The 23,464-nt window shown below is 45.4% G+C and carries 27 protein-coding genes; 14 read left to right on the top strand and 13 right to left on the bottom strand.

Going from position 1 to position 23,464, the window contains the following annotated elements:
- Positions 1–9: 9 nt before the first annotated feature.
- Complete coding sequence (locus tag NTE_RS03980; RefSeq protein ID WP_158385073.1) at positions 10–1,476, bottom strand: DEAD/DEAH box helicase; 1,467 nt, start codon at positions 1,474–1,476, stop codon at positions 10–12.
- A gap of 340 nt (positions 1,477–1,816) precedes the next feature.
- On the opposite strand from NTE_RS03980, the gene NTE_RS03975 reads away from it, so the two are divergent.
- The 3 genes from NTE_RS03975 to NTE_RS03965 all read left to right on the top strand — a co-directional run bounded on the left by NTE_RS03975 (position 1,817) and on the right by NTE_RS03965 (position 3,323).
- Positions 1,817–2,185 carry a hypothetical protein gene (locus tag NTE_RS03975; RefSeq protein ID WP_148699845.1) on the top strand — a complete coding sequence of 123 codons (369 nt, stop codon included), beginning with the start codon at positions 1,817–1,819 and terminating at the stop codon, positions 2,183–2,185.
- Between the two features lie 4 nt (positions 2,186–2,189).
- Positions 2,190–2,786: a hypothetical protein gene (locus tag NTE_RS03970; RefSeq protein ID WP_148699844.1), complete on the top strand. Its 597-nt coding sequence runs from the start codon at positions 2,190–2,192 to the stop codon at positions 2,784–2,786.
- 267 nt (positions 2,787–3,053) lie between these two features.
- On the top strand, positions 3,054–3,323 hold the full coding sequence (locus NTE_RS03965; protein WP_148699843.1) for a hypothetical protein: 270 nt from the start codon (positions 3,054–3,056) through the stop codon (positions 3,321–3,323).
- A 501-nt stretch (positions 3,324–3,824) separates the two neighbouring features.
- Here NTE_RS03965 and NTE_RS03960 read toward each other — a convergent pair.
- The 3 genes from NTE_RS03960 to NTE_RS03950 all read right to left on the bottom strand — a co-directional run bounded on the left by NTE_RS03960 (position 3,825) and on the right by NTE_RS03950 (position 6,147).
- Positions 3,825–4,367, bottom strand: a complete 543-nt coding sequence (locus tag NTE_RS03960) for a hypothetical protein (RefSeq protein WP_148699842.1) — start codon at positions 4,365–4,367, stop codon at positions 3,825–3,827.
- A 592-nt stretch (positions 4,368–4,959) separates the two neighbouring features.
- Complete coding sequence (locus NTE_RS03955; protein WP_226987163.1) at positions 4,960–5,376, bottom strand: cupredoxin domain-containing protein; 417 nt, start codon at positions 5,374–5,376, stop codon at positions 4,960–4,962.
- A 315-nt stretch (positions 5,377–5,691) separates the two neighbouring features.
- Positions 5,692–6,147, bottom strand: a complete 456-nt coding sequence (locus tag NTE_RS03950) for a universal stress protein (protein ID WP_148699840.1) — start codon at positions 6,145–6,147, stop codon at positions 5,692–5,694.
- 452 nt (positions 6,148–6,599) lie between these two features.
- On the opposite strand from NTE_RS03950, the gene NTE_RS03945 reads away from it, so the two are divergent.
- A complete protein-coding gene (locus NTE_RS03945) occupies positions 6,600–7,286 on the top strand; it encodes a VIT1/CCC1 transporter family protein (RefSeq protein ID WP_148699839.1) in 687 nt (228 codons plus the stop codon).
- A 753-nt stretch (positions 7,287–8,039) separates the two neighbouring features.
- Here the strand turns inward: NTE_RS03945 and NTE_RS03940 are convergent.
- Complete coding sequence (locus NTE_RS03940) at positions 8,040–8,654, bottom strand: cbb3-type cytochrome c oxidase subunit I (protein ID WP_226987162.1); 615 nt, start codon at positions 8,652–8,654, stop codon at positions 8,040–8,042.
- Between the two features lie 239 nt (positions 8,655–8,893).
- On the opposite strand from NTE_RS03940, the gene NTE_RS03935 reads away from it, so the two are divergent.
- Positions 8,894–10,351, top strand: a complete 1,458-nt coding sequence (locus tag NTE_RS03935; RefSeq protein WP_226987161.1) for a multicopper oxidase domain-containing protein — start codon at positions 8,894–8,896, stop codon at positions 10,349–10,351.
- Positions 10,352–10,693: 342 nt separating this feature from the next.
- Here NTE_RS03935 and NTE_RS17060 read toward each other — a convergent pair whose 3' ends face one another.
- On the bottom strand, positions 10,694–10,912 hold the full coding sequence (locus tag NTE_RS17060) for a P-II family nitrogen regulator (RefSeq protein ID WP_226987160.1): 219 nt from the start codon (positions 10,910–10,912) through the stop codon (positions 10,694–10,696).
- Between the two features lie 473 nt (positions 10,913–11,385).
- On the opposite strand from NTE_RS17060, the gene NTE_RS03925 reads away from it, so the two are divergent.
- A complete protein-coding gene (locus tag NTE_RS03925; protein ID WP_148699838.1) occupies positions 11,386–11,823 on the top strand; it encodes a CBS domain-containing protein in 438 nt (145 codons plus the stop codon).
- 996 nt (positions 11,824–12,819) lie between these two features.
- On the opposite strand, the gene NTE_RS03920 is transcribed toward NTE_RS03925, so the two are convergent.
- From NTE_RS03920 to NTE_RS03905, 4 genes are all read right to left on the bottom strand, one after another.
- Positions 12,820–13,209, bottom strand: coding sequence for a nuclear transport factor 2-like protein (locus NTE_RS03920; RefSeq protein WP_226987159.1), 390 nt, complete (start codon positions 13,207–13,209; stop codon positions 12,820–12,822).
- An 85-nt stretch (positions 13,210–13,294) separates the two neighbouring features.
- Positions 13,295–13,906 carry a hypothetical protein gene (locus tag NTE_RS03915; protein ID WP_148699836.1) on the bottom strand — a complete coding sequence of 204 codons (612 nt, stop codon included), beginning with the start codon at positions 13,904–13,906 and terminating at the stop codon, positions 13,295–13,297.
- A 47-nt stretch (positions 13,907–13,953) separates the two neighbouring features.
- Positions 13,954–14,403, bottom strand: a complete 450-nt coding sequence (locus NTE_RS03910) for a universal stress protein (RefSeq protein WP_148699835.1) — start codon at positions 14,401–14,403, stop codon at positions 13,954–13,956.
- 6 nt (positions 14,404–14,409) lie between these two features.
- Positions 14,410–14,964, bottom strand: a complete 555-nt coding sequence (locus NTE_RS03905; protein WP_148699834.1) for a CBS domain-containing protein — start codon at positions 14,962–14,964, stop codon at positions 14,410–14,412.
- 96 nt (positions 14,965–15,060) lie between these two features.
- Between NTE_RS03905 and NTE_RS03900 the strand changes: the two genes are divergently transcribed.
- The 5 genes from NTE_RS03900 to NTE_RS03880 all read left to right on the top strand — a co-directional run bounded on the left by NTE_RS03900 (position 15,061) and on the right by NTE_RS03880 (position 18,621).
- On the top strand, positions 15,061–15,564 hold the full coding sequence (locus NTE_RS03900; RefSeq protein WP_148699833.1) for a CBS domain-containing protein: 504 nt from the start codon (positions 15,061–15,063) through the stop codon (positions 15,562–15,564).
- The gene (locus tag NTE_RS03895) at positions 15,561–15,995 is read left to right on the top strand and encodes a universal stress protein (protein ID WP_148699832.1); all 435 of its coding nucleotides are present in this window, start codon (positions 15,561–15,563) and stop codon (positions 15,993–15,995) included. Before NTE_RS03900 ends, NTE_RS03895 begins: the two co-directional genes overlap by 4 nt.
- Positions 15,992–17,374: an APC family permease gene (locus NTE_RS03890; RefSeq protein ID WP_148699831.1), complete on the top strand. Its 1,383-nt coding sequence runs from the start codon at positions 15,992–15,994 to the stop codon at positions 17,372–17,374. Before NTE_RS03895 ends, NTE_RS03890 begins: the two co-directional genes overlap by 4 nt.
- Positions 17,375–17,634: 260 nt before the next feature.
- Positions 17,635–17,802, top strand: coding sequence for an ECF-type sigma factor (locus NTE_RS03885; RefSeq protein WP_148699830.1), 168 nt, complete (start codon positions 17,635–17,637; stop codon positions 17,800–17,802).
- Positions 17,803–17,955: 153 nt separating this feature from the next.
- Positions 17,956–18,621 carry a CBS domain-containing protein gene (locus NTE_RS03880; protein ID WP_148699829.1) on the top strand — a complete coding sequence of 222 codons (666 nt, stop codon included), beginning with the start codon at positions 17,956–17,958 and terminating at the stop codon, positions 18,619–18,621.
- On the opposite strand, the gene NTE_RS03875 is transcribed toward NTE_RS03880, so the two are convergent.
- Positions 18,611–19,672 carry an NAD(P)-dependent alcohol dehydrogenase gene (locus tag NTE_RS03875; RefSeq protein WP_148699828.1) on the bottom strand — a complete coding sequence of 354 codons (1,062 nt, stop codon included), beginning with the start codon at positions 19,670–19,672 and terminating at the stop codon, positions 18,611–18,613. The two genes, NTE_RS03880 and NTE_RS03875, sit on opposite strands and share 11 nt — an antisense overlap.
- Positions 19,673–19,852: 180 nt before the next feature.
- On the opposite strand from NTE_RS03875, the gene NTE_RS03870 reads away from it, so the two are divergent.
- Entirely contained in the window at positions 19,853–20,371 is a 519-nt protein-coding gene (locus tag NTE_RS03870) for a universal stress protein (RefSeq protein WP_148699827.1), read from the top strand.
- A gap of 202 nt (positions 20,372–20,573) precedes the next feature.
- Here NTE_RS03870 and NTE_RS03865 read toward each other — a convergent pair whose 3' ends face one another.
- Together NTE_RS03865 and NTE_RS03860 are read right to left on the bottom strand one after the other, a co-directional pair.
- The gene (locus NTE_RS03865; RefSeq protein ID WP_148699826.1) at positions 20,574–21,215 is read right to left on the bottom strand and encodes a DUF998 domain-containing protein; all 642 of its coding nucleotides are present in this window, start codon (positions 21,213–21,215) and stop codon (positions 20,574–20,576) included.
- A 249-nt stretch (positions 21,216–21,464) separates the two neighbouring features.
- Positions 21,465–21,854, bottom strand: coding sequence for a hypothetical protein (locus NTE_RS03860; protein WP_148699825.1), 390 nt, complete (start codon positions 21,852–21,854; stop codon positions 21,465–21,467).
- A gap of 462 nt (positions 21,855–22,316) precedes the next feature.
- Here NTE_RS03860 and NTE_RS03855 point away from each other — a divergent pair, with 462 nt between their 5' ends.
- Entirely contained in the window at positions 22,317–22,742 is a 426-nt protein-coding gene (locus tag NTE_RS03855; RefSeq protein ID WP_148699824.1) for a hypothetical protein, read from the top strand.
- A gap of 99 nt (positions 22,743–22,841) precedes the next feature.
- Positions 22,842–23,447, top strand: a complete 606-nt coding sequence (locus tag NTE_RS03850; RefSeq protein ID WP_226987158.1) for an RDD family protein — start codon at positions 22,842–22,844, stop codon at positions 23,445–23,447.
- Positions 23,448–23,464 lie beyond the last annotated feature (17 nt).

Genomic DNA, 23,464 nt, shown 5'->3' with positions numbered 1-23,464 from the left:
ACTGCCATCCTAACAAGCCGCCGAGTTTATTGCCCTTTTGAACGTTGAGAACATGTAGTCATCCTTGGTATCAGCCACGTAGACGACATACACAAAGGCGTGTTCCTTGCCTCTAAATTTTCGGATCACCCTGCCAATCCTCTGGACGACTTGGTTCATGTTAGACGTCGACGCAAGGATTATCTCCACGTCTACTTCGGGCACGTCGTAGCCGATTTCCAAGGTATGGACAGATAGCAGAGGGTAAAACTTGGTTCCCCACTGCGACAATATCCGTTGCCTCTTGAACGATGGCATGCTGCTGTCGATGATCATAGAGTCTATTTCATTCTCCTTGAGCATTTGCTTTAGCTTTCGGACAGACTCCAGGGTCTCGCTAAAAACCATCACCTTCTGCTTGTTGCGCTGTTTTTCTGCGATCAGTTCTGCGGCTCTTGATAGCTTGTTATCGGCAGAGGCAAGAAGCGTCTTTCTTTTTCTTACGTTTAGAAACCACGCTCTGGCCTGCCAGCTTGGAAACCCGCCCGCCTTCAATAGTTTCATCATACTCTGAGGGTCGTGCCTGTGAAATCTAGACGAGATTCTCTTGATTTTGTCGCTGCATGCATCATAGGTTTTTTGCTCCCTTTCCGTCAGCGTTACTCTTATCGGAACTATGACCGGCCTGGCCAGGCGCCCATCTAGAACTGCATCTTTTATCAGGTATTTTCTGACAGGCGGCAGAACAGTCAGAATAGTAAAGTTGCGCGGATCATCTTCATCTATGGTAGCAGTAAGCCCAAGCAGAGCCTTGTTGCCGTTCTCCTTTTTTGATACGATGTCAAATATCCTGCTGAATGCGCGTGCAGTGTTACTTGCAAGATGGACCTCGTCAAAGATTATCATGTCAGCATCTCGTACCAAGCTGAACGCATTTGCTACGCTGTGGTATGTACTGAGCGTTATCTCCCGGATTTCCTTCTGCTCGCCAAAGTACCTGCCTATCTTTTCCTTTGAAATGCCGTAGTTGACTAGCCTACGATAGTTCTGCTCTATCAAGACAATCCTAGGCAAAATTAAAAGAACGCGGAAATGTTGTTTCCCTGAACGGTCAGCCGCCTGCCTTGCGCATTCAAATGCAATTTCAGTCTTGCCTGTTCCGCTGCTGTAGATCAATGACCCTCTTTGCCCATTTGCCATCCATGCTTCCACTGCCTTGATCTGGTCAGGCTTTAGAGCAAAAGGAAAGTGCAGGGACTTGATAGCAGGCCCTCCGTACTGTGAGGGCAAAAGATGATGGCGCCTGAATTCACCAATGCCTTCTTTCTTTTCTTTTTCTTGGCAAAGGTCACTTGGAGGCTGAGGATTCTCGTTCTTGATAATGATGGCATCATCATTTGCAAGGGGATTGCGAAGCAGGTCAAAGGCCGAAGTAAAGATTATTTTTTGAGTCTTTAGATTAGGATGACCATCATCATTTGCTTTTGTTTTCATCATGGAATGGAGCCTCCACCAAAACAGCATATTAAGAATAGAGACCTTGAGGGGAGGGAGGGGGTCTTTTTAAGAAATTGGGTGTAGAAGATCTATTGAAATTTATCGTAAGATAGGCCACTTTCTTTAATGTCTTTTAGGCAGAACGCAATCATGTTCTATTTAGCCATCTCAATTAACACCGTGTTTTGAGTGTCGCTGACTGGAAATTCAGAAGGTCATTTAAGATTTGAAAACGTAGTACACCAATATGGCTGCCAATGTGAATCTTGAACAACCAAACGAAAATAGTATTGTCAGCGATAAAGAGATGATCAGGTCCTTAATAGCTTCAGTAATTCAGATGGGAAAGGATCGTGGGTACGAGGTAATCGAGAACCATGATCTGGGCGCAGGATCCGTTCATGCAGTTTGGAACTTTAAACACGGCTCCGAGTCCATCCCTGACTTGCGTCTTGGATTCATATGTCTGACAGACACCTCGGCATTTGTCATTAACGAGGCAATTGCGCGTGCGATGCTAAACCTGGTTGACAAATTGGTCCTGATAGTCCCATCAGAAGCCATGACAAAGCAGGTAAAAGACGCGATAGAGTCCATGCCAGACAGGAGTATTTTGCAATTGCGTAAATACATCACGGTTCTGACGCCATCGACCCTTGTGTCAAAGAGCGAGATCCAGAGCAGAGACAGTGCCACGGAGGTGCTCTGATATCGTGCAAAAGCTTGACGAAGCTACGCAACTGCTTTCAGAATCCGGCCTTGCCAAAGGGTTTGAAGTAGAGAGTGGACAAGACTATGGGGCAGGACCCATAGACGTCGTCTGGAAAATACCCGTGCACCCCAGCCTCCCGGAAATAAAGTGCGGTTTTGTGCTGATGGGAGCAAGTGAAGGCGGCGACCAAGATACGCAGGACAATCAATTCTCCATACGCAAGGTGGAAGAAGCCGCTATGCGAGGGCTTAGAAGCGGCATGGACAAGATATACTTGGTCACCGAAAATGAAGAGATGGCAAAATCAGTTAGCGGACAGATAGAGTGGCTGGCTTCACATGGAAGCCTCTTGCGGCTGGATTCCATTGCACTTGGAATCTCTCCTCCGTACCACGGTCCAAGCACCGTCACCCCAAGTCAAAAGCGCGTCCCAAAGGGCGAAAAAATCCGCAAGAAGGCAATACGCAACAGGGAAGCCAAACTGAACAAATACAACAGGCCAAAGCGCAAGTCAAGCTTTCAAAGACAGGCATTAAGAGAATCAAGGATAGACAGAAATTCAAGACCTAAAGACCAAGTACCGAAACGCAGCAAATAACTTCATTGTTTGTAAAGACTAACTTAGCTTTGCTCGGCATGAGAGGAGAATATTCTGATTGCTACAATTTCTATTGCACTGCATAGTCATTCTAGCTAAATAGGATATGCTGATTATTACGCATGAAAGATAAAGTGCATATCCAAGAAGAGTGTATATATTCATGACAATGAGAAGCCAAGGATTTTTCCCCAGTCAAAATACATTTTGTTTGCATGGCAGTGCAAACCTACTACCTATATTGTTGAAAAAGGAAGATAGTTTTGCATGGAAACGACAGCAAATAATAATACTAATACCTCTCAAGGAATGGGTTGGAGAATAGCTCTATCTATCCTCACATTTTTCGGTTCTGTAATTGGCATCATTCTGTGGCTGTTTTTCTACGCCGAGAACTTTAACGTTTATCAGAATATTGCAGTCGTTGTTGTGATTCTCATAGGCTTTATGGCAATAATGGGGGCCACTTGGGTCTCTTGGGGTATGAAGCAGCAGCGAGCATGGGGAAGTAAGAGAGGCGATCCTAGATCAGACTAGGTTGAATTGTGAGATCCCTAGGCATTAAGGTCGCAGCGCTGGTTGAGATTTTCCTTGCTTTCACATCGATAAACTGCGGTGCGATACTTCTTGGTGATCCCTCGAAAAACAACGGGGTTGCAGTCTTTGCTACCATATCTGCCGTTTAACTTACACGATTTCATGCTGGTCAGCGCTTGGTTTATTGCCATCTACGTTCTGCTCCCCATCATTCTGGCTGAGGGATTGTGATTCGGGAAGAGGTGGGCGTGGAGAGTCGCTCTTTGCTTAGCTGAGCATTCATACACTCACAGCAACTTGACGTTGTAATGGTTCTTCTTGGGAATCATGTTTGGTGAAAGCTAGCAGGTTTTATCAGCTGCCAAGCTTTGCAGTTTATTACAGACCAGCAGATTTTCCTGCCTAAACGGAGAAATATCCCCATTTCTATTGGCAAGTAGTGATCATCTCTACAAAGACGGAAGTGTCTGTCATCTAGGCATGATTATTTCTTCCACGATCTCACAGGTCTTTGTCGTAAACCTCTCTAATCCTAATGAAAAGTGCATTTTCTGTAACTTGGGTATCTGGTTTGACTCTCATGAATTCTGATGCAGCTTCTTCAAACAATCGACCCATATAATGCGACCAGTTCTCTCCCATATTGTGCTGAATTACAAAGATATGACTATCGTCAGTCACTTCGTGACGATAGTTAAAGCCAGATACTCTTATCCACCTCTCCAATAGTTCAAAGACTGGTTCTTCTGTACGCTGGCTTGTCATAATAATCATCATGGTCTCTTCTATTAAGCCTCGCGAGACATCAGCCGCCAGAGCATCTATCTGTTCTTTGGTCATCGGATCAAACAGCCTTTTGATTAGCGCTTTTCTAATTGGCATAAATCCAGCTTTTGCTGCATTTGCATGCCATTCGATATGAGATCTTACAATCTGATTTAACACTGTGTTAAGATTGATTCGCTTCTCCTTAGATTCTAGCCTGAGTTGAGCCAGAAGCTTTTTGTCAAACCTGAATGTGGCAGCCTCTGTAGGATAAGCCAAGTGTCGAGGTCTGTGATACCTCTGTTGTGTGTGATTTTGGCTTGCCAGATACACCTTCTCTTTCCAGATGGTCATGGAGAAGCAGGGGATCCTCCTTTTTGCTGTACTTTCTCCTGATACGTTTCTTTTGGTTTTGTAAACTGACCTTTAACGTCTTGGTGCACGATTAACAGGATTATTTCTAACATAGCCATAATCCAGGCTAGATGAGTATTAAGACCTGAGAGTACAGTGCCGTGCAGTGAAATCCAAAGAAATTTTTGATTACGCTATCAATTGCGTTCCTTCTTCCTAGCAAAAACTTGCTTTTCCTGCAAGCACAAAGTCCTTGATTCTTGGCGGCAGAATATCGGGCTTTATCACAGGACCAATAGCAACTGGCTGCATATTGGAGGCTGCATTCTTGCAGGTTCCTTTGTTGGCCGCAAGATTGTAGGCAGAATAGACCAAGCAAAGTTCAAGAGAACGACATTGATAACAATCGTGCTTACAAGGTCAAGTTCATCATTAATGGCATCGCCGCAATTCAACTATGAAGAATATCCCCTGTAAGTGAATAGATAATGGGCTGCCACTCTTCCTCTTCTTTCATCTATTCATACATGGTCACTTTGATCGCCTGTATCTGACCGAGTGGACCTCTACCTGAACCCCAATCATAATAGTTGTACGTTGCCTCATCTTTTGAATGAAATGTTATCACATCGCTGTCTCCTGGCCTGAGTACTTTAGTATGAATTCCTCCATCAATATAGAGCACGTGAACTCTGTCATCCTCATTTATGACAGTAAGTTCAAGTACATAGTCCCCTGTTCTTGTGAGCAAAGTAGGGTTTACGCCTGCGATCCCTTTGACGCCCATTACCTGTACCTCACCATCGATATTCCTGAAGGCTATTGTATCTTCCGTCTTTTCGGGCAGGAATATGGCGACGTGCCTCACCGCGCCGCCACTTACAAGTACTAGCAATATGCCAAATGCAGCTATCGTTCCCACTAGCGCGATCAATACTAACTTGCCATCACTTATTCTCAGTGGCGGTATTTGAGACACAACATGGTTTTCACATAACACACCTATTAGCAGGGAGAGTACACTGTCATGCACTGCATAAGAAGGGTCAAAAGAACCATCTACTACGTTCTGCGTCGTACACACACAAAAATAATGTTGTTAGCATGGGGCAGATAACGTCTTGGCGATTTTACGTTCTAACGTAGTTTTAATCGCTGGAATCACGACAAATCATGACAAGCACAAAAGGTCAAATACATTGTGCACAACCTTGGAGGTTTTCACTAGCAGAAAGAGGCTCAATTCTTGTTATCTTACGACCATTACTGGGCAAGGAGCATAGGTCAGAACGCCTGATGCAACGCTGCCAAGTAATAATTTTTTGACGCCGGATCTTCCTCGTGACCCAATTACAATCAAGTCGGTTTTGTCCACTTCAGCAAATCTTACTATTTCGGATGGAACGGACTTGATGGTTTCTGTCATTTTCATCTCTATCTCTAACTTGTTTTCTTTTCCCTTCTTTTGAATTTCTTCAAACCATTTGCGAGTGTCCTCCTTGACATCGTCCGCGAACTCCTTGTACCACATTGTCCTAGGATAAGAAGAACGATTTTCTCCAAAAGGTATGTGTACAATGTAAAGGGCAGTTAACCACGAGTCGTATTTTCTTGCTATCGAGATGGCGACATCAACGGCTCGCAGGGACTCTTTAGAACCATCGACTGGTGTAAGAATTTTCTTGAACCTGCTTATCTCTACCACTTTTTCTCACTTTTGCTATTTCACAGAGAGTTAAAAGCAGAACGGTTATGGTGCCGAACTATTATTCGTCTCCGTTATTGCTACCTTCTGTAGCAGAGGGGAGGGGAGAGGCATCTGCCCAAAAAAATATGCCGCAAGTCAAGGCCAAAAAGAAAGGAAATACTCTTGCAGTCAGTAGTATGTATGAAAGGCAGCTTAAAACGCCCTGCACAAACGTATTATAGTTTCAATCCTTTTTGCGGTGTTTACTAGCAGGGTACAGACGACGATTGTGAATTATTATTTCCTGTAAAATATGGGCAGGGGGAGAGGAATTGAAACTCCGCTTGCCTTTACTAAAGCATTTGCGGCATCCGACGAGATTTCTTTTTGGCTCTACCACCCTTTTTGAGGGGCATCAAGGCTATCGATAAAAACTACATATCAAAGCAAAAGCTCTAAACACGTAGAAAATGAGATGGTCGCTAGAGGATTTTGTGTATGGCGCAACTGATGGCGCGGTTACCACCTTCGCTGTCGTTGCAGGTGTAGTGGGAGCATCGCTTTCTCCTGCCATCGTGCTTATTCTCGGATTTGCCAATCTCTTTGCAGATGGCTTTTCCATGGCTGTCGGGAACTATCTTGCGACCAAGTCGCAAAAAGAAGCCATTGAAAGAGCACGTCAGCGCGAAGAATGGGAGATTGACCACCTTGCAGATCAGGAAAAGCAGGAAATTCGTGACATTTACGCGAAGAAGGGCTTCAAGGATGAGCTGCTCGAGGAAATTGTACGCATAATTACTTCAAGGCGCAAGGTGTGGCTCGACACGATGATGAAAGAAGAGCTCGGTCTAATCGAGGATAGGAGAAGACCAATTGATACAGCAGTTACAACATTTGCGGCCTTCAACGCAATAGGCGTGATACCGCTTTTGCCCTTTGTAGCAATATATGCGGCGGGCACGATAACAATATCGCAGGAAGCATTTGTTTATTCTAGCGTCTTTACCGCTATAGCATTTTTTATTATTGGTGCAGTAAAAGGAAGGATACTGGGCAAGTCGCTTGCGAGGTCGGGTCTTGGCACGCTTGCGCTGGGCGGAATTGCCGCGGCTGTTGCATTCCTAGTTGGTTACATACTCAATCATCTAGTGTCATGAAAACAAAAAAAATACTGCTCCGAAATTACTTTATTACTTCCTTTATAGCTAAAAAATCTGCTACGGACAGAAAGACAGACAAAAACGGACAAACAACGACATGAAAACGACATGAAAGAGTCTATGGTAGAGGAACCACGTTTCTGTCTTCGCTCCCCAACATAGACAGTTTGGAGTAGAGTCGCTTCCTTCTTCTTACATTAGCCGCTTGCTTTCGGATCTTGCCACCAACTTGGCTTCCTGCAGTAGGAACAAAACCCATAATTGCAATAGCAGACCATGTGTGACTTAGACCCGGAGTCATAAGGTTTGCAACATTGAATGCATGTATGGAAGTGCCCAAAACTAGGAAGAACATCCCAGTGTTTTGTACTACCTTTTTGTTCTTGGTAAGAAGTGTCAACATTTCTCCTTGGAGGACTGTCGGACCCTTGACAATTCATTTATTCTTTACTATCAATCGATATTGATAGCTATGCTCAAAGAGCTCCACTGTGTTTCATTGTGTATTTCTTGCTTTGCATGTTGGCAAGACATTAGGGAGGGGCCCTCAGCCTAAAATTAATGTCAACACGATTGGGTCAAAATCCTCGTCACAACATCCACGCGCAGGGATGGGAGTAATAATAATGACGACAGTCATTAGCTATTATCTACTTTCTTCAGTACAAAAGATCGGAATGAGAATGTAGATGAGCCGTACTAACCTTGTTCTCATCTCCTTCTTTTGTCAGCCAAGACCGGCATATACTTTCACGCAGCCTCCGTAGCGCCCTTTCCTCTTCTCCTTTCGGAAAAAGACTCTCTGCCAGATGATGTGGAGCTATAAGTGAGAAGAAAGCCCGCCCCACCTGCTATGACTCCTATCACGATCATGATTACAGTTGCCGATATGGGCTCGACAAAGGGTGCTAGAATCTCGTGGGCTTGTCCCGCGTTATAGCCCTTCCCTCCAACGCTTTGTGGCAGCATTGACGCTCCTCCAATGTACCCAGCGTACATCAGCATGCCCATTGTGGCGACAGTTCCTATGTTCATCAGAATGAGGTGGACCCAAGCCAAGACATCTGCACCCTTTTGCATGCGCTTTCCCACTACGTTTTCAAGATAATGATAAAACAACGCAGATACCGCTACGCCAATGACGCCGATGATGATATACATAACGTAACCGAAAGTAAACCATGTTCCTGCACCACCTCCTGCAATAACTCTGGATATTTCTGGTTTTAGAAACGATATCTGACTTAGCAGCAGAAAGATTGTTAACCCCGCAACAATTGCCCCTTGGACGATAGCTGCTGCCATAAACCTTTTGGTCCACTTATCCTTCTCGTTTCCAACTCTGGACATTGGTCCTGCCGTCATAGACTATTATCCTAATAGGAAATCTGGCTATTATCCACAAAGGGTACAGTGCATGGCGGTGCATACATAGGGGTTAAGAACTGATTCGCGGTCATTTTGGTTCGACCAAGAAATGATCTCTATTGGAATTAGAATCTGTGAGATGCAAATGCAATGTCATGTTTGCGAGATAACAAAGAGGATAAATTCAAAATGAAAATAGGTTTTGATTTAATAGCTCTTAGACCAGGTGAGGATTTGTGAAAAGACCTGCAATCTGGTACCTCGTAGCAGGACTAGTTATGGGCATTACTTTGAGTATGGTCTTTGTATTCATCTTTGAGACTCGATTTATTTCTCAGGCTCAGCAGCAACAACAAGAACAGCTAAGCACCGTTTCCCCTATATCATCCGGTGCATATATCACCGCAAATGATGTTTATCCCAAGGCCAGCAATCCAAATCCTCAACATAGAGAATATACACTGATAGCGCAGAACGCAGAGATCGAAGTAGCCAAGAGCGTAAAAGCAAAGGTCTGGACGTACAATGGCACAGTTCCGGCGCCCACACTGAGATTTAATGAAGGCGACAGCGTTACAGTCAAGTTCATCAACAAGACTCCATACTCTCACACACTCCATTTTCACGGCTCCCACAATTCAGCCAACGATGGTGTAATTCCACAAGTGTTGCCGGGACAGCAATACGTCTACAATTTCACTGCAGAAGAAGCGGGTCTGTTTATGTATCACTGCCACGCGTTTCCTACAACAGAGCACGTCAGAATGGGAATGTACGGAGCCATGATCATTGATCCTGTTCACCATCCAATGCAACCTGCAAGGGAATACCTGTTTGTCCTGAGCGAGCTTGATCCTACTAACGCTCTTGCAAACTTTACGCAGTTCTACCCCATTAACGGTTATGCAGACCAGTACATGGAAGAACCAATCCGGGTAGTAAAGAACGAAACTGCAAGATTCTACGTAATAGGAATTGGTGGCGTTCTTCAGTCGCCCTTCCACATCCACAGTACATTATTCAAAGTATGGCAATCGGGAATATTGTGGAACGCTCCGCACTGGGCGCAGACACACCTTGTTGCTAATGGCGACACGGCAATAATTGAAGCTAAATGGGATGAGCCGGGCAGATACCTCTTTCATGTTCATGGAATACAGGAAGAGAGAGGCTCAATGGCATTTCTAGACGTGCTTGACAATGACACGCAACTGAAGGCGCTTGAAAAGCCAAGCAACATGCCGCAAAGTAAGTCCATGATCGAATGGCAAGAACAACGCATAGAGAGTCTTGAAAAGGCAAAGCTGACTGAATATGATAACCTTGGCCAAGCATCAATGCCGCCATCATCCATGCACTCCAATCATCATGGCGGCAGCAATAATGCTGAGGAAAACGCTGCTGGAAACGTGACTGCAGTCAAGGCAGATGCGGTAACAATTGTGAAAGGATCTTCGACTCCTGATATTACAAAGCCGTTTGTGCCCGCGGCCGTAAGTGTTCACGAAGGAACTACGGTCACATGGACAAACGATGATAATGCGATCCACACAGTGACAGAAGTGAACAACATCTTTGATTCAGGCTTCGTACAGGCTGGAGCAAAGTGGCAGCATGCGTTCAAGGAGGAAGGCAAGTTCGATTACTACTGCATGCTTCACCCTTGGATGAAAGGAACGGTGATTGTTGAGTAAAACAGGCTAACGTAGACAGACATAACCAATTGGCCACTACAGCCGGCAAAAGCTTACCATCCGATCGTATTGGTGTCGCTAGGTCTACCCAGATCAGAGGCAGAGTGCAGAGAATAGAGTCATTAATTTTTAATCTCTCATATCTGTCTTGAAGTACCTCTCACTCCAGTTTCTTGAGCAAATGGCTGATATGCAGAGACTTTTTTGACGCAAGTACTATAGAGCACTATCTCCCTTCTCCTTGGTGCCAAGGTCATAGGCCTCCACCACGTCATAGACGAAGATCTTGCCAATCGCAGAAGTACCAACGCCAAAGGTTCTGAGGACGTCGTCAATAATCTTTTAACTTAAAGCGTCAGGCACTAGTACCTGAACCTTGGTGCGGAAGCCAAACTCTGGTACATAAGTCATGACGCCTCTTCCAACAGTCACTCGTTCCTGTATTGTGCGCCCTCCTCCCTTGATATCATAAAAGGACATTCCGCCAACCTTGTGTTTGTGTAGTAGCTTGTTAAGCCTGGGTAGGCGCTCTTGAGGGATGATTATATCAAGCTTGTTCATACATATTTTATTTCAAATCGGGTATGTGATAAAGTATTTGCATTATACCGTGCTGAAATTACACAGCTTCCAACATCCTGATTGAATGGACCACCAATTCTCGAACTTCCCTTAGGATTTCAAAGTGCTTCTTTTCATTGCCATCATCTCCTTTCCTGCATGCTTCTATTCAGGCCCTTATTGTTGTTGTATTACTCTATTCACGAGCGTGTATTTTATCGAAGGTCTTGAAATAGTGAAAATGTGGCGGCACAATCTGCTTTTCTCCAAGCAAGCAAGTCCGTAACTGCATTCCACATATCTAAAGAATGGCTTAAAGTCCCTCGCTGGATTGGACGATCATGCATCATCAACCTTCATCGTCATTATTAGTAACGGAGATACATATACTCAGAGAGAAAGGGAGGGGGACAGAATACATCGCGCTGCAAACATATCTATTAAGAGGAGGAAATATCCAAAACGATTGAAACATGAGTGCAGTAAGCGAAATAATGTCCTCAAAGATTGTAACTGTTGACGCCGACTCAGACCCCTCCGTGCTTGATGTCGTAGAAGCAATGGTTAAGCACAAGGAAGGTGCCATAATAATCTTGGAAAAAAGAAGACCAGTGGGCATAATTACAGAGAGAGATGTTCTTAAAAAGGTCTCAGCTCAAAACAAAAAGCCAAAGGAAATATCTGCCAAGAGTATCATGTCATCGCCCCTAATAACCGTCAAGGCATACGATTCTGTCGATACTGCTGCCCAAGCTATGACAAAGAACAAAATAAAAAGACTGCCAGTTGTAGAAACTGGCGGTTCGCTTGTCGGCATGATGTCTGCAACTGATATCACCAGAAGGCTAGCTAAAATTCTTGCAGACGACTATAGTCGTTACCGCTCACTTGGGGACGCACTTGAACTATAGTAAGTCTATGTGTGCATCTCTCTTAGTAAGGGTCTCTTTTTGTACCTGTATGGCATGCCTGACATGCCCCACACCACTCACAAACATTTGGAGTCGCCGTGCCACACTTGATGCATATAGTCTCAGGGTTGTGTATCTTTACTTCGTGAAAGCTGTGGGGTTGTCGCATTCTGGTCAAATTAGTTCCCTCCTTATCGCACAGTCGTTTTTTGACTTTAACATCGCTTTTTTTGACAGCCTTCTCGTCAAAATACCGTTTATCACTTTTGTCCAATGAAGTTCTTTGCCATTGTGATACGTGTTGGATTGTGCCACAAGCAGTTTGATGAAATCTTCCTATTTCAAAGTCTGGTATGCAGTGCATGGCAATGCATATGCACTCTGCCGTTTCAAAATATTTGAAAAAATCTTTTGCATGCACGAATAATACCAAATCAAGCTAGAAATGGCCTCACTATAGTTATCGGAGCGGAAGCCTTCTAACAAAGCGGAGCGTGATGCCGCGTTTTTCATCCTTTTCAAGTACGCATGTTTCGTCCATAGTCATTGGAATTCTAGAAGTTCGCCTTCTGCATATAGGACAGGTTACTTGCATCCGTTTCCCATTCATGCAGGTTGCACACCAATGACAAGAGTCGCAAAATTCAAGTACAGTATCGGGGAAATTCTCACCTGTAATCTTCCGTTGTCTTGAATTCAGATCCTCATGAGGCAGGACTTGGCTTTCTGGTGATTCCTCTGCCCTTCGTTCTTTTCCAAGGAGCATGATATTAGCTGCAACCCGTCATAGTTAAGCTTCAGGCATGCAGTGCATTGCAGTATAGTCATTTCTCGTAGATACCGCGCTCTCGATTATGATGGTGGTTTAAGAGTTCTGGTGCCCTACGATGGAACAGTTTTCAAGAGCAGAGATAGGAGGGGTCTTGGAAACGTCGTAAGATAGGTATTAGAAATAGAAGATTGACCTGCTATGATAATACACTGGTTTTCTTATTATTATGTTAGGAAGTTGATGTGGAGGGTTTTTATCTTCCACGCTTTTTGCTCGTCCGGCTCGAGGTCAAAAATAAAGCGCGCCTTTGCTCTGTCACCTAGCTCAAAGGTAACAAGGGCGGTCAACTGGCCATCCAGATGACTCTTCCCTGAATCAGGTATCTTGATCTTGTGACGCATATTGTTGTTTGCCATCATGGCCACCTTGAGAAACGGCTCGATTAATGACCGGCCATGCAGTCCTTGGGTTTTACTGAAGGGTTCGTAAACTGTCGCGTCGCAGTCAAACAGGTCAAGAAGTCCATCTATGTCTTTGTCCTCTATCAGCTTGAAGAACCTGTACACGATGCCCTCTCGGCCGTCAGAACCTTTGACATTGCTTTTAGGCATCACAGTATACATGTTCACCTTTGCCAACAATACGACGCATCGATAAATAACCTGTCGGATTGCAGTGCATTGCAGTTTATCTCGACATCTACCTCAAAATAACCTCTGCGACAGTGGTATTTGGCGTGACATGAATGTCTGCCCTTACCTTTGCAAGGTTCTGAAATATGAGAGTAAGGAGCTCCTTTGTAAAGAGGGACCAGTTCTCACCAAGCTCGTGCTGAACCACAAAGACATGCTTGCTTGATCCTTCTATCCTATGATCTGCCTTTATGCCTGAGACCTTCATGTACTCTTCAAGAACCGAGAGTACTACCCATAGATTATAGTGCTTCTTCATGAAAAGCACCGAATCTTTCATCAGGTTAAAGGCGATCTGTGCAGCCTCCTTTACAATAAGGTCTCGATACACTTCCACCTCCTTTATACCTCCTGCCTTCGCAGAAGATATCGCCTTGTCAATAAGTGTCGAAAGCATCAGTTTTGGCACTGGCATCATTCCAATCTTGCTCTCGTACCTGTCCCACTCTGCATAGCGCTTGAGCACCTGGTTGACAAGGACGTTGAGTGAAATTTCACGCGTGTCCGCCTCGCCCTGCAGCTCATCTATTACGGAAGAGTCGATCCTGAATGTGACACTGCGAGTCTTTTTTGACTGATAGGAAGAGGAAGCTTCTGGGCCTACAGAGTCTCCGGACATATGTGTATACAGTGTCAGCTGTGAAACTCGCCCTAAAAAGCCTTTTTTCAATGCACTAGGAGAACCGGACATACTAAGAGCTCTGTAACTTTACGCGCAACGCTTCCGAACACCTTGAGCTTTGACACACCTTTGAGGCCCTTGCTTCCCAAAACTATTAGGTCGGTCCCTTCTTTTCTTGCGGTCTCTAACACTAGCATTGCAGGGTCGCCAACGGTATGTACGAGCTTCGCATCTATACCCCGTTTTTTGCATTTTTCTACTCGCGACTTTAATGATCTGACGACAGGCGATTCAGATGACATGATGAGAAGCTCCGCGGCTTCGCTTATTGCTGCGTTTACGGCCTCATTGTATGTATAGATAAGAGAAGGAAGCGCCGTGACGGTAAGAAACGTAACCTTTGCACCTGACAACTTCGCAAGGTATGCCGCGTGTTCTGCCGCTCTTTCAGAGAACTGTGAACCTTCGTACGGAACGAGTATCTTGCGATACATTTTTGCTCAGATCTGCCTCAGGTCGCCTTCCAGAAGGCCGCTTCCAATGTGCAGCCTATCGATGTGCTTTGAGAGATCCTTTTTGCTCTCAAAGCCTGATCCACAGTATGGGCAGGCTATGCCACTGCTGCCCAGACTTGTCTCAACCTGTCCTGCCTCAACACTCTTGCTTGGGATGTTGCCCGTGATCGATAAAAGCGTTACAACACCGACTATACCTCCATCTCTTCTAACAGGAAGCCTCCTTATTCCTTCCTTTCTCATGAGAAGGATCGCCTCTAGCACAGTTGCAGAATAATCGATTATGATAAGCGGAGCGCTCATGACCTCTTTCAAGGTTGTCTTGAAGGGCCCCATGTTTTCTGCAACTACTCTATAAAGTATATCCCTCTCGGTAATAATTCCCACTAGATCTTTTGTACTTCCTCGAGATACAAATACGCTCGAAGAGTCCTTTTTCTTCATTGCCTTTGCTGCTTGCGCAACTGTAGACAACTCGTCCATCACAAGAATTTCCGGAGTCGCCAGCTCTCCAACCTTTCTTTCAAGATCGGCCTGCATGGCCTAACTAACATGAGGGAGCGATATATTGTGCGTGTATACAGTGCAATGCACTAGATTCCTAGATATAAAATATTACGGAGCCAAACGTGCCCTATGAGCATAGAGACCATACCAATATCGAGTATTATGACCAAAGAAGTTAGGACGGCAGGCGAGGGTCAGACCCTAAGGACCGTAGTAGAGATTATGGACAAGAACGACATTGGAAGCGTCGTGATTGTAGACAACAAAGGCTCCCCATCAGGCATAATCACAGAGCGCGACATAGTTCGGCTTGTAGGTTCTCCCAAAACATCATTCGCAGCGGCTGCAAAAAGCGTGATGAAAAAGCCAGTCGTAACGGCTGATACGATGATGTCGTTAAAGGATGCCCTACAGACGATGCAGTCCAAAAATATTCGTAGATTGCCCGTCGTTGAAAAGGGCAAGATGGTTGGCATTGTAACTGACAAGGATATTTTCCGTGCCATATTAAAGAGCCAAGAATTGGTATCAAGCACAATAGGTGACAGCGTGCTCATCGAGTATAGGCCAATCTACGAAAGGCTTTCGGAATTCATGCTGAGTGAGATATACCAACCGCAGGGTGGCAGATGAGAAAAGAAGTGTATTCAAAGGTGCTTGTCGCGACGGATGGATCAGAGTGTGCGAGAAAGGCGTTAGAGTCAGCCATAAAGATTGTCAAGGCATCCAATGGCTCCCTTACAATCATACACGTTCTTCAGATTCCAAGGACTGTTGGCTTTGGAAAGAAGCTTACCCCAGAGATCCTGCTCTTCTACAGAAGAGATGCAAAGGCCTTTCTTGCGGAACAACAACGCGAGGTCGAGTTACACGGAATCAAGGCTGATATCCTTCTCAGAGAGGGCAGTCCTGCCAAAGCGATACTAAATGCAGCAAAGGCAATGAATGCAGACTTGATAGTCATGGGCAGCAGGGGACTCGGAGGCGTCAAGGAACTTTTCCTTGGAAGCGTTTCAAATGCCGTAGTGCACAGCTCCAAGATTTCTGTCCTGATCACCAAATGACAGGGATCGAATTGAAAAAGACTAGCGACTTGCGCCTGAAGCAGAGTATAAGCCTTTTTCAGGCGATAATGTATGGCACTGGCCTAATCCTTGGTGCTGGAATATATGTTCTGATAGGCGATGTCGCAGGCATCGCAGGCAATGCAATGTGGATCTCGTTTGCTTTGGCCGCGGCGATTGCCACCTTTACCGGGCTTAGCTATGCAGAGATGACTTCAATTTTTCCAAAGAGCGCAGCAGAGTATGTGTTTGTCAAGAATGCTTTTGGCAACAATTTGTTGGCATTTGTCTCCGGATGGCTCATAGTATTTGTTGCAGTAGTGTCTGCAGCCGCAGTAGCAATTGGCTTTTCCAGTTATCTTGACGCCCTTTTGCCAGGACTTGACCGGTCTGTCTCTGCAATATTGCTTGTTGCTGTGCTTTCTGGCGTAAACTTTGTTGGAATTCGCGAATCGATGTGGATGAACACCACATTTGCCCTAATAGAGATTGCAGGTCTCGCCATAATCATATGCGCCGGCCTGTTTCTAGCCTCTCCTGCGGCAACGGACTATTTTGAAATGCCACCGGAAGTAACTTCTTCGTCCCCCTCCTCTTCGTTTCCACTCGCTCTTGCTGCCATAGTGAGCGCTGCAGGCCTTGCGTTCTTTGCCTATTTTGGATTTGAAAACTTGGCAAACATATCAGAAGAAACCAAGAATGCGCGCAAAGCCATTCCAATTGCGCTTGTAGTATCCATAGCAATTACGACTGGCATCTACATACTAGTAGCAGTATCAGCAGTTGCAATTGTAGGGTGGGAAGGACTTTCGTCGACAAATGCTCCTCTCACGTTTGCCGCGGAGAAGGTGTTTGGCAAGGCAGGAACTGTCATCCTGTCGTCAATAGCGCTTTTTGCTACAAGTAACACAGTACTAATGATGCTCATATCGGGGTCACGCATCCTGTTCGGAATGGCAACTGACAATGCACTTCCCTCCTCGCTGTCTGAAATTCATCCAAGGACCAAGACACCATTCCGTGCCATAATCACCATCATGGTGCTTACAATAGGAGTCATGGCGACATCTTCGGGAAGAATAGACGCAGTCGCCAAGGTTGCAGTGTTTGGAATATTCATGGTCTATGTGTTTGTCAATCTTTCACTGATACGGCTCAGGTACAAACAACCGGAGATGAAAAGGCCTTTTCGTTCACCTTGGAGCATAGGGAAATTTCCAGTGCTTGCTGGTATTGGCATAGTAACTTCGATTGCAATGCTCACTCAGTTTGATTTAGTCACTGTGGTGGCAGGCACAGGGGCAGCAGTCTCAGGAGCTGTGGCCTATGAGGTCCTTAAGAGAAAATATCGCTTGCCCTGCCGTAACGGCAAAGATTAGAACATCGCACTAGAATTTATCGTAGACAATTACGGTGGGGATGATGATAATGGACATTGCAGCGCGGCTAAACTATGATCTTTTCATTACGCAGGGCTGGTTATTCTAATTTCAGCCAGGGCCGCAATTGCACCACTTTTGTTGGGATTTCGATTTTGCGTACTACGACGACACCGCATTTTTTCTTTCAAGTGCACTGCCACGCACTGAAGTCTTGTACTTTATCCCTTTGATCATTGTATCTATTTACGATAGATACGATGGCTAGAGAAAATAAAGTTGTCAATGTTGATCCTTGGATGCTCAAGCGACTCGCAAGGATGTACGAGTCCGGCCTTTCAATACAGGAAATTTCCAAACAGCTTGACATTGGCGAAAGATCTGCAAAGAGGATTCTAGAACTGCTAGGATACGCTGTTGCAGAGTAATCAGAGGAGTTCGGATTGCAAGATATCTCCATAAAGGAGGTAGCGCCTCATATTTTTCAAAGGCCGTTACTGTACGTAAACCCTTCGGACTCTGTGCTTCAGGCCGCCACCTTTCTAGCCACAGGTCCTCAGATCTACGTTGATGGTCTGGTCATGATTGAAGAAAACAAGAAGAAGCTTGTAGGCAGAATAGGCGGATACGCCCTTGTAAGCCACATTCTAAAAACAAGGGAAAGGTGGCTTGACGGCGAAGTCTCGGAAATAATGGAAGCTCTTGAGCGTCCATTGCAGGAAAATGACCCACTTGGAAAGGCGTTACAGGTTTTCAGGGAGACAAAGTTTGCATTCATGCCAGTGGCATCCAACGACAGAATTGTTGCTTCACTGTCTCTCAGGGACTTGATAGATCATGCCAAGGGACTAAAGGTTGAGGTACAAAAGCTTGCGTCTCCACTCCTAACCATTGATAAGGATGCAAGCGTATTGGATGCACTTTCCTTCATGGTGGAAAAGGGCGTACGAAACCTTGTCTTTCTCGAGCAGGATATTCATCCGTATGTAATCAACGACAGAAAGTTTCTTGCATACCTGCTCCGCTCTCAAACAAGAGAACTTGTGTTACGCAGGGGCTTTGAGGTGCTTGCAACCATGAAGCTAAGCGGCCTTGGCGCGATCAAGGGAATACGCGTAGATCCAAAGGGCGCCGCAGGCTCTATGGCGCATTTCTTCTCAGATATCGGAACGTCGTGTCTTTTTGCAGATGGCATGATATTAACACCTTGGGACCTTGTGATAAAAGGCTTGGGCCTTACTGGTTAGGCGTGATGACCGCCCTTCCTGTTATTTGCCCGTTCCTCAGCAGGTTTATCGCATTGTTGATGTCCTCAAGCTTGAATGTCTGAATCGTATGCTTTACTTTGCCCTGCTTTGCCAGCTCTATAACTTCACGAAGCTCGTTATAGTTTCCCCATAGCGAGCCAGTTATCTGATATTCGTTTATTACGGTAGACATCAATGGCGCACATATTTTAGTACCAAAAAGGCCGACTAGCGTAAGCGCGCCGCCCTTTGCAAGAAGAGCCACGGAGGCAGAAATAGTATTTTCTGCACCTACGCAATCGACAACGACATCAACCCCGCGGCCTTGAGTTATCTCCATCACTTCTTTTCTCGTGTTTTCTGACAACTTGATTGCGTGCTCTGCTCCAAGATTTTTTGCGAACCTTAGTTTTTTGTCACTTCTGTCGACGGCTATTGTGGTTGAATTTGGCGCAAGCATCTTGGCATACTGGATCCCGTACGAGCCTAGCCCTCCAATACCTATTACCGCAATTGCAGTTCCAGGCACAAGTACGTGGCGAAATCTTCTGATTGCGCGGTACGGAGTAAGACCTGCATCTGTCAGCGGTGCAATCTCTTCAGGTCTCAGCCTTGAACCCTCCACTTTTATTAAAAATCTGTACGAAGGCACTGCGATGTACTGCGAGTAGCCTCCATCGTGTTGCGACAACCCTGGCCATTTTGCAATGAGGCACATCTGCTCGTCACCCCTTTTACATGCGAGGCAGGAACCACATCCCCAGCCGCCAAACACTGCAACTAGATCGCCTCTCTCAAACATTCCCTTGGGGACCAAGTTGCCCATCTCCTCTACCCAGCCTGCAACTTCGTGCCCCGGTGTCTTTGGCAGTGCAAGAGGTATGGCATTCTTCCATTCGCCATTTATCAAGTGCAGGTCACTATGGCACAATCCTGCGCCACCAACTTTTACTACTACGCCTTCTCCTAGCGCATTTGGAACTTTGACGTTTTCCACTATCAAGGGTTTTTGATACTCATGGAGCCTTGCAGAAAGCATGGTCTGGGTCATACTGTGCTGTAAGCACACACATACTATTTCAAGAAATGGACTGCACTGCAGCGCAGTGCGTGTACTCTTCGAATCGAAATAGACCTGCGAAGAATAGATTGCGAAGCAGGAGAAGCATATACGCAGAAATGCCAATGTAATCTTTTTAATGATGCACTCGCACCCTTCTGCTAAGAGAATATGTTCAAGAAAATTCTTGTGCCATACGATGGCTCAAAACCAGCAGACAAGGCTACCAGATATGCGATGGATCTTGCCAAGGCCATTTCACGTAACAGCTATGCTGATGATGACGTTGCTGGCTGTGAGATTATTCTTCTGCATGTCGTGCCCGAAATTCCCGCATCTCCGGTTTTCATTGAACGGCCAATGAGCACAAGTAAAGGCGAGCATATTCCATTGTCAGAATACGTTAGGCGACTGTATGCAGAGATGAAAGTTCATGCGGCAGAAATGCTGGAAAAGAAAAAGAAAGAAATTGAAACCTTCTTAGAAAACAGGGGCACGACAGTTAGGACAGTTGTAATAATTGGTGATCCTGTCGCGAACAAGATAGTAGAGCAGGCGGCAAGTGAAAATGTAGATCTCATTGTCATTGGTAATGTAGGGTTGAGCGGGGTATCAAAGCTGAAGACTCTTGGCAGTGTTTCAAGAGGGGTCAGCGAAAGAGCACCTTGTCCGGTTATGATAGTGCACTAGATATTACGAGTTGCTGTAGGGGAATACTATGAAAACGAAGATATGCTGTCCAATATTGCAATTGCTGCTGCGTTTCATCTAGCTTCTTGGGTGAAGAAGCGAACAAGTTCTGATTAAAACAGCGGAGACGTGCCCTCATTTTTTCTGATCACTGCTTGCATTATGCGTACAACTCCCGCACAAAAGAAGGGAGATTGCCTCCTCATTGGGCCTCTTTGGAAGTCCCCCTATACGAGGTTGTGGACGACCACTCTTCTCGCGCAAAAGAACGACAGATAGTACTATCTGCCATTGCATATAGCCCGCAAATGCGATACGCTCCAAGAGCCCTAACCACGGAGAAGTTTGCGGCTACTTGCGGTACGAACGAGAATGCCAGAATGGTAGGCGCAAAGAGCATCACGACTGCCGCTACAGAGTAGAACAGGAACCGCTTTCCAAATGTAACTGCCCCAAATCCTATGGCCAGCGAACCAAAGATGCCGCCCATTGCTGCGAGAATCACATGCATTGTATCGGTGAACGTCATCTCGGCGCCACGCATGTGCAGTGGGAAGAAATTCCACAACACCAGCCCGTTGACCGCGTTTGCAATCAGCATAAAAGCCAGCATGTGCCGGCGAGCGCGATTCCGACCAGTCGAGAGCCAAACGCCTAACGCAAATGTGAACATAAGGAGAGAATATACAGTGAAAAGTGAAACTACAAGGCCGCTTGTCGCAGCGTCGATTGCAAACAGCTCGCTTACAGCTTGATCAGTGAAGCTGTAGTCAGGATATAGAGTTCCCGCGAGTATGTCAGTACCAGCGTAAAGTGGAGGAGCAATGATGCCACAAATAAGCAAGACCTTTCATAATGTCGTTCTAGTCTCCATCTGGATTGCATTGTCCATACCTCACAAGAGGGGCTCGTTGACTACAAGGGGAGGGATTGCACTGCCACGCATTGTACAATTGATCAACGACTAAAAACGTTGCACAACTCCGAGCGTGAAAAAGGGGAGAGTCTTTTCATTGATGTTCGACGGAAGTAGATTTTTGGAGAAAAGACGAAAGAAAAGGGTGGGGGTCGGGAGGAAGGGAATAAAACCCGATTATGACCGCCTCTCAAAATAAGCGCCTTTCATTCCCAATCCGCCACAATAGTTTCCTCTGACTTCTACCACGTCTTCCGAGTCAGATATCTCCTTGAGCATCTCCAAGGTCAGCTTCTGATTGGTAACGTAGTGTGTGCCATTGTCAAAAATGGCCGGAGCCATGCCTGTTTTAGCAAGGATGTATTGACGAGCTGTCTCTACGTCGACGCCTTCCCTTGTAAATACTTCGATTGTGTAGGATTTTGGGTCGCTGGTTACACCTTCTCTTTCCAAAAAGTCATTGAGAAGGGCAGGGTCCACCTTCGGAAGTACCTTTTCATATGTTTCTCTTAGCTTTGTAAATTGGCTCCTAACATCTTCGAGAGCAACTAACTTTGTTTCTGACATATCTGTGAGTAATTTTGACCAGTTCATAATTAAGAAGAGAGAGTACAGTGCCGTGCAGTGAATTCTGATAAAAGAAACAATAGCCACACTTTCTGCCACTGCAATACCCTACGTGTGACCGACCTTGTAAAATTAACGATGAGCGACTTTCTCATGCAGGGCGCCTGACTGTCAAACAGCAAATACCTGCCTATTCGATGCTCCGATGTTTGATCCGGGCTTCCATATTGACTCGAACTTGTCACAACAGCTTGATTTTTGCGATGCAGTGTACACCTAGTCAATATAGCAAAAAACGCGGACGGTATTGATAGTTCGAAAAAGAAGCGGGCTGTGTGTCCATCTCTGCCGCTGCAATTATCGGCATATCTACGCCGTCGATCGGTGGAGATGGGCCCAATTCTGCAATGCAGTGTAATGCATGACGTTTATAATTTTCAATCACGATCTGAGGGTACGCCTGTGAGTAAGAAAACACAAAAGAAGCAAGTTGACACACAAGAGCTAAAGAGACTTCTGAGAGATCCAATTATAGTGAGGATAGTAACAGTTCTGGACATTGCCAGCCTCTCGGTTCTTGAACTGTTTGAATACGGTCTGACTAGGAAGGATGTCAACCATGCCATGGTTAACGGCGTAATAGAGCTGAACAAGGCAAAAGAGTCCAGTCCTGAGCTTGGTGAATATAGTACCGAGGCTTTGTTTGCCATTGCAGGAGACGTTTATTTCCAGGAATTTCTGTTCAGTAAGGCTCGGCTAACAGAATTGGGACTCTATCTTTTGGACTGCCTCAAAGGCTGCCAGACAGAGCAAGACATAATTGAAAAGGTTATGCAGAGATTTGATACTGGGACGTTCATTCCACCAGAGCATCCACACAAACCTTGAGGAGTTCGACTTAAGATACCACATCAAGTCTGCAGTGCATTGCAGTGAAATCCATGTATTCTAATATGATAAAGTGGAAAGACACATACATTCATGTCCATGAATCCAAAGAATCAACCTAATGGCGCTGCCGGTGGCGATCGGCCCCCTACGCAGAATCCAGAGATAATTTTGGCAAAGTGGAGTACAAGATTCTGGGCGTGGCTTGTTGATTTCATGGTGGTAAATGTCGCTCTAGCAGTACTGTTTGGCTTGCTATCAATGCCAATGTGGCTTTATGGATTTACGAATCCAGGAATGATCATGATGACAAGAGGGATGATGACTTCATCACTACCGTATATCGGTGGGGAATGGTGGTGGAACGGCGGCTTTGGTGGGCCTTTTAGCTTTGCCATAAGCAGTCTGGTGTTTTTTGCGTATTGGACATACATGGAATCAAGACACGAGGGTCGATCGATAGGAAAGATGCTTTTGCACATCAGGACAACAAACCTGGAAGGCAATCAAGCAGATACGACAAGCATCGCAATCTCTAGCTTTGGAAAAGCATTTCTTCTGCCAATAGATGTTTTCTTCGGATGGATATTTACAAATGACAAAAGGCAGAGATTGTTGAGCCGAGCTGCAAAAACTATCGTGATAAAAACTACAAACGATGACAATAGAAGTACACAAAGTACTGCCAAATATCTGAGGGAGTGATTTCTAGAAAATGAAAA

Source organism: Candidatus Nitrososphaera evergladensis SR1 (assembly GCF_000730285.1).
GTDB lineage: Archaea > Thermoproteota > Nitrososphaeria > Nitrososphaerales > Nitrososphaeraceae > Nitrososphaera > Nitrososphaera evergladensis.
This window is presented reverse-complemented; position numbering and strand designations above follow the sequence as displayed.

What these genes read in the sequence shown, in the direction of transcription:
- NTE_RS03980 (WP_158385073.1), bottom strand. Translation starts at nt 1,476, where the DNA reads ATGATGAAAACAAAAGCAAATGATGATGGTCATCCTAATCTAAAGACT.
- NTE_RS03975 (WP_148699845.1), top strand. Translation starts at nt 1,817, where the DNA reads ATGGGAAAGGATCGTGGGTACGAGGTAATCGAGAACCATGATCTGGGC.
- NTE_RS03965 (WP_148699843.1), top strand. Translation starts at nt 3,054, where the DNA reads ATGGAAACGACAGCAAATAATAATACTAATACCTCTCAAGGAATGGGT.
- NTE_RS03945 (WP_148699839.1), top strand. Translation starts at nt 6,600, where the DNA reads ATGAGATGGTCGCTAGAGGATTTTGTGTATGGCGCAACTGATGGCGCG.
- NTE_RS03940 (WP_226987162.1), bottom strand. Translation starts at nt 8,654, where the DNA reads ATGACGGCAGGACCAATGTCCAGAGTTGGAAACGAGAAGGATAAGTGG.
- NTE_RS17060 (WP_226987160.1), bottom strand. Translation starts at nt 10,912, where the DNA reads ATGAACAAGCTTGATATAATCATCCCTCAAGAGCGCCTACCCAGGCTT.
- NTE_RS03925 (WP_148699838.1), top strand. Translation starts at nt 11,386, where the DNA reads ATGAGTGCAGTAAGCGAAATAATGTCCTCAAAGATTGTAACTGTTGAC.
- NTE_RS03915 (WP_148699836.1), bottom strand. Translation starts at nt 13,906, where the DNA reads ATGTCCGGAGACTCTGTAGGCCCAGAAGCTTCCTCTTCCTATCAGTCA.
- NTE_RS03910 (WP_148699835.1), bottom strand. Translation starts at nt 14,403, where the DNA reads ATGTATCGCAAGATACTCGTTCCGTACGAAGGTTCACAGTTCTCTGAA.
- NTE_RS03905 (WP_148699834.1), bottom strand. Translation starts at nt 14,964, where the DNA reads ATGCAGGCCGATCTTGAAAGAAAGGTTGGAGAGCTGGCGACTCCGGAA.
- NTE_RS03900 (WP_148699833.1), top strand. Translation starts at nt 15,061, where the DNA reads ATGAGCATAGAGACCATACCAATATCGAGTATTATGACCAAAGAAGTT.
- NTE_RS03895 (WP_148699832.1), top strand. Translation starts at nt 15,561, where the DNA reads ATGAGAAAAGAAGTGTATTCAAAGGTGCTTGTCGCGACGGATGGATCA.
- NTE_RS03890 (WP_148699831.1), top strand. Translation starts at nt 15,992, where the DNA reads ATGACAGGGATCGAATTGAAAAAGACTAGCGACTTGCGCCTGAAGCAG.
- NTE_RS03885 (WP_148699830.1), top strand. Translation starts at nt 17,635, where the DNA reads ATGGCTAGAGAAAATAAAGTTGTCAATGTTGATCCTTGGATGCTCAAG.
- NTE_RS03880 (WP_148699829.1), top strand. Translation starts at nt 17,956, where the DNA reads ATGATTGAAGAAAACAAGAAGAAGCTTGTAGGCAGAATAGGCGGATAC.
- NTE_RS03875 (WP_148699828.1), bottom strand. Translation starts at nt 19,672, where the DNA reads ATGACCCAGACCATGCTTTCTGCAAGGCTCCATGAGTATCAAAAACCC.
- NTE_RS03870 (WP_148699827.1), top strand. Translation starts at nt 19,853, where the DNA reads ATGTTCAAGAAAATTCTTGTGCCATACGATGGCTCAAAACCAGCAGAC.
- NTE_RS03860 (WP_148699825.1), bottom strand. Translation starts at nt 21,854, where the DNA reads ATGTCAGAAACAAAGTTAGTTGCTCTCGAAGATGTTAGGAGCCAATTT.
- NTE_RS03850 (WP_226987158.1), top strand. Translation starts at nt 22,842, where the DNA reads ATGAATCCAAAGAATCAACCTAATGGCGCTGCCGGTGGCGATCGGCCC.